General features: G+C 71.0%; 5 protein-coding genes. 4 read left to right on the top strand and 1 reads right to left on the bottom strand.

All coding sequences use genetic code 11. From position 1 onward, the window contains the following. From VF647_00365 to VF647_00355, 3 genes are all read left to right on the top strand, one after another. Nucleotides 1-302 (top strand): SUMF1/EgtB/PvdO family nonheme iron enzyme (locus tag VF647_00365; GenBank protein ID HEX8450509.1); only part of this gene is annotated, 302 nt, incomplete at its 5' end. Nucleotides 303-333: 31 nt separating this feature from the next. Beyond that, nucleotides 334-1,406 (top strand): IS630 family transposase gene (locus tag VF647_00360; protein HEX8450508.1). Its coding sequence is split into 2 segments (ribosomal slippage): nucleotides 334-823 and nucleotides 823-1,406, totalling 1,074 coding nucleotides; the frame shifts between segments, so codons are not numbered across the junction. A 102-nt stretch (nucleotides 1,407-1,508) separates the two neighbouring features. Next, nucleotides 1,509-2,587 (top strand): IS630 family transposase gene (locus tag VF647_00355; protein HEX8450507.1). Its coding sequence is split into 2 segments (ribosomal slippage): nucleotides 1,509-2,004 and nucleotides 2,004-2,587, totalling 1,080 coding nucleotides; the frame shifts between segments, so codons are not numbered across the junction. 352 nt (nucleotides 2,588-2,939) lie between these two features. On the opposite strand, the gene VF647_00350 is transcribed toward VF647_00355, so the two are convergent. Continuing rightward, a complete protein-coding gene (locus VF647_00350; GenBank protein HEX8450506.1) occupies nucleotides 2,940-3,860 on the bottom strand; it encodes a LysR family transcriptional regulator in 921 nt (306 codons plus the stop codon). Nucleotides 3,861-3,970: 110 nt separating this feature from the next. Between VF647_00350 and VF647_00345 the strand changes: the two genes are divergently transcribed. Next, on the top strand, nucleotides 3,971-4,214 hold a 244-nt coding region (locus VF647_00345), incomplete at its 3' end, for an EamA family transporter (GenBank protein ID HEX8450505.1).

The following is a 4,214-nucleotide window of genomic DNA, read 5'->3' as shown; positions in this document are numbered from 1 at the left end:
GGCCGGACGCGAATTTCGAGAACCCTGGCTTCGCGCAGCAGGACGACCACCCCGTCGTCTGCGTCAGCGCCGTCGATGCCGAGGCCTACGCGGCGTGGCTGACCCAGAAGGCGGGGGGACGTGCGACTTTTCGACTGCCTTCCGCGGCGGAGTGGGAATACGCGGCACGGGCGGGCACGGGGACGGCGTATTTCTGGGGAGAATCGCTGCTGCTCGCCTGCGCCTTCGCGAACGTGAACGATCTGATACGCCCGGCGGGGATTTTTGACTCGCGGAGGATTCCTATGGGCGGTGGGACGTGATTCGCTTGGCCTGTTGAGGGGGGTAGCGGTCATGGCGCTGGCGGTAGCGATCACGCGGACGGATCTGGACTCGGCGGGGCTGCGCCGGACGGCAAGGCGCGAGCGGGACGGGGCGGCCTCGCGGCGGATGCTGGCCTTGGCCCTCGTGCTGGAGGGGCACTCGCGGGCGGAGGCAGCGCGCGCGGCGGGGATGGATCGGCAGACGCTGCGGGACTGGGTGCATCGTTACAACGCGGAGGGCCTGTCGGGACTGCGCGACCGCCCCGGCGAGCGCGGCCCCAAGCGTCGCTTGACGGTCGCACAGGAGGCCGAGATCGCCGACCTTGTCCGGCGCGGCCCCGACCGCGCGGTGCATGGCGTCGTGCGCTGGCGGCGGGCGGACCTCGCGCGCGTCATCGCCGAGCGCTTCGGGGTGGTGCTCGCCGAGCGCAGTGTCGGTGACGTGCTGCGTCGGCTCGGCTTCCGGCGGCTCGTGACGCGGCCGCAGCACCCGGGCCGCAGCGCCGCGGCGCAGGCGTCTTTCAGCGCGACTTCCCCGCCCTCGTAGCCGCTGCCCTGCCCGAGACCGCACGCGGCAAGCCGATCGAGGTCTGGTGGCAAGACGAGGCCCGCATCGGCCAGCAGGGGACGCTGACGCGGATCTGGGCCGAACGCGGCTCGCGTCCCGCCGCCCCGAAGGATTGCCGCTACGCCTGGGCCTACCTGTTCGGCGCCGTCTGTCCCGCGCGCGGCGTCGGCGCGGGGCTCGTCCTGCCCTATGCCAACACCGGGGCGATGAACCTCCACCTCGTCGAGATCGGTCGCGAGGTCTCCCCCGGCGCGCATGCCGTTCTCGTCCTCGACGGCGCGGGCTGGCATCAGACAGGCGGCGAGTTGAACGTGCCCCCGAACGTCACCCTCCTCCGCCTGCCGCCCTACGCGCCCGAACTGAACCCCGTCGAGAACCTCTGGGCCTTCCTGCGCTCCAACAAGCTCAGCAACCGTGTCTTCGACACCTACGATGCCATCCTCGACGCCTGCTGCGAGGCCTGGAACTGGCTCATGCGCCAGCCCGACCGCATCACCTCCATCGCCACCAGATCATGGGCACGGGTCAACCAATGACGCCGGGCGTATCATACGCCCGGCTTGGATCACCGACTCTGGCGGGGTTCCACTCGGGCGCTGGGGATGATTCGCTCCTGCCGGTGATGGCGGGAGGCGGCGATGTCGAAGGCAGTGGCGGTGACGTGGCGCGATCTGGACGCGGCTGGGCTGCGTCGCGCGGCGGCTCGTGAACGGGACGCGGCGGCGTCGCGACGGATGCTGGCACTCGCTCTGGTGTTGGAAGGGGCGTCGCGGACGGAGGCGGCGCGCTCGGCAGGGATGGACCGGCAGACGCTGCGGGACTGGGTCATCCGCTACAAGGAGGAGGGCCTGCCGGGCCAGCTCCGGCCCCTGCGGGACCGTGTCGGAGAGGTTGGCCCCAAGCGTCGCCTCACGCAGGAGGCGGAGGTGGCCGAGTGGGTCCGGCAGGGGCCGGAGCTGGCCCGCGATGGCGTCGTGCGCTGGAGGAGGGCGGACCTGGCGCGCCGCATCGCCCAGCGGTTTGGCATCACCCTTGCCGAGCGGACAGTCGGGACGGTGCTGCGTCGGCTTGGCTTCCGGCGGCTCGTGACGCGGCCGCGGCATCCGGGCCACGACGCGGCGGCGCAGGCGTCTTTCAGCGCGACTTCCCCGCCCTCGTAGAGGCCGTCCTGCCGCCCGAGGCTTGCGGCAAGCCCGTCGAGCTTTGGTGGCAGGACGAGGCCCGTATCGGCCAGCAGGGCACGCTCACCCGCGTCTGGGCCGAGCGGGGATCGCGGCCCGCCGCCCCGAAGGATTGCCTCTATGCCTGGGCCTATCGCTTCGGCGCGGTCTGCCCCGCACGCGGCACTGGCGCAGGGCTCGTCCTGCCCTACCCCAACACCCGAGCCATGAACCTCCACCTCGCCGAGATCAGCCGCGAGGTCTCCGCCGGTGCACATGCCGTCCTCGTCCTCGACGGCGCGGGCTGGCACCAGACCGGCGGCGAGTTGCGGGGGCCGGGCAACATCAGCTTGCTCCACCTGCCCCCCTACGCGCCGGAGCTGAACCCGGTCGAGAACCTCTGGGCTTTGCTCCGCTCCAACAAACTCGCGAACCGCGTCTTCCACACCTACGATGTCATCCTCGATGCCTGCTGCGACGCCTGGAACTGGCTCATGCAGCAGCCAGACCGCATCACGTCCATCGCCCACCCCCACTGGGCACAGGTCAACAAATGAGGCCGGGCGTATCAGACGGGCACAATTTATGGTTGTGCATTCTCGTGCTGTCACTCGCTGCCCCGAGTGGAACGGGCACGCTCCGACCAGCTCGACCAAGCAGCGGTCGCCGCGCTGAAACCCGATCGGGTCCGCACGAGACCCGAAACATCGGAGAGCTCAGCATGGCAGCTTCCCACCTCGGTGTGCTCCAAAGCCGACCTGCCGCTCCCGGCCAGACTCTGCCGAGCGCGACAGCGTCGCTGCCTTTGTGGGCAACTTCTCGCGGACCGAGTGTCCGGGCTGCGGCCGTCGCTTCCATCCACGGCAGAGCGCGGGCACGTGCGCCTACAAACATCGCCCGCCCCGCCCTCTATGTGGGATCGAACGGAAAGCCGGGCGGCCGCAAGGCGCTGCGATGTCGCGCCACGACCTCGTCCACGAAGGCTACGGCGGCACGCACGCGCGGGCTGCGCTTCAGGTCCTCATGGTAGATGAGCCAGAGCGGCACGGGGGGCATGGCGCGCGGCGCCGGCACGCGGCGGAGGAGCGGGTCCGCCTCGCCCGCGAAGCAGGACAGCACGGCGCAGCCCAGGCCCGCGCGCGCCGCCTCCAGCAACGCGGCCATGGTGTTGGAGCGCAGGACCATGCGCTCGGGCGGCACGAGTTCCGCGAGATAGCGGTGCAGCGGCGAGTTGCTCGACACGTCGTCGTAGGCGAGGCAAGGCAGCGCATCGAAGGGACGCGGATCATCGGCCGCGGCGTATAGCGCGAAGGCGATCTCCCCCAGCCGGCGCGCGACGAGTCCCGGCGCCTCCGGCCGTGACAGACGCACCGCCAGGTCGGCCTCCCGCCGCGACAGGTCGAGGGTTCGGCTATCCCCGACCAGTTCCATCTGCAGCCCCGGATAGGCTCGCAGGATGGCGCCGATCGCCGGCGCGAAGAGCGTTGACGCGAGGTGCGGCGTCGTCGTCAGGCGGACCAGTCCCGTCAGCCCGCCCGCCCCGAGATCGAGGCGGCGGAGCAGCCCGTGCAGTTCGCCCTCCATCCGCTCCGCGGCGGAGAGGATTTCCTCGCCGAACGGCGTCGGGCTGAACCCATCGGGCCCACGTTCGAAGACTGGTGCGCCGAGGTCCCGCTCGAAAACCTCGACCCGCCGGGCGATGGTGGTGTGGTCCACGCCGAGCGTCCGCGCCGCCGCGGAGAGGGTACCGCCCCGGTGCAGCGCCAGGACCACGCGCAACCGGTCCCAGTCGCGCAGGGCCGCCTCGCCTGTGCGTTTTCGCGCATCCATCGCGCGATTTCACGCATGTTCCGGGCGTGAGTCCACAACCATTCTTCGGCGCCTGGCGAGAGAAGGAGGGCGGGATGCCCGGAGTTCCCATTTGGCTGCGGGGAGGCGCGATGCTCGCGACCGCGGCGCTGGCCTGGGGCGGCATGTTCGCCGTGGCGAAGCCGTTGATGGGGGAGGTGGACCCCTTCGCCTTGAACCTCGTGCGGTACGGTTCGGCCGCCCCGATCTTCCTGCTCGTCCTCTGGGCATCCGAAGGCCGCGGCGCGTTGGCGACCGATGGCCATGCCTTCCGGCTCTGGTGGCTCGGCACCCTCGGCTTCGCCGGCTTCGGCACCTTCGCCTTCCTCGGCCTTG

The sequence above is a fragment of the Longimicrobium sp. genome (assembly GCA_036387335.1).
GTDB lineage: Bacteria > Gemmatimonadota > Gemmatimonadetes > Longimicrobiales > Longimicrobiaceae > Longimicrobium.
Note: the sequence above shows the minus strand (reverse complement) of the source record. Positions and strands in the feature narration are given on the sequence as shown.

Excerpts from the sequence above, each read along its gene's own strand:
- VF647_00350 (HEX8450506.1), bottom strand. The coding sequence starts at position 3,860 with ATGGATGCGCGAAAACGCACAGGCGAGGCGGCCCTGCGCGACTGGGAC.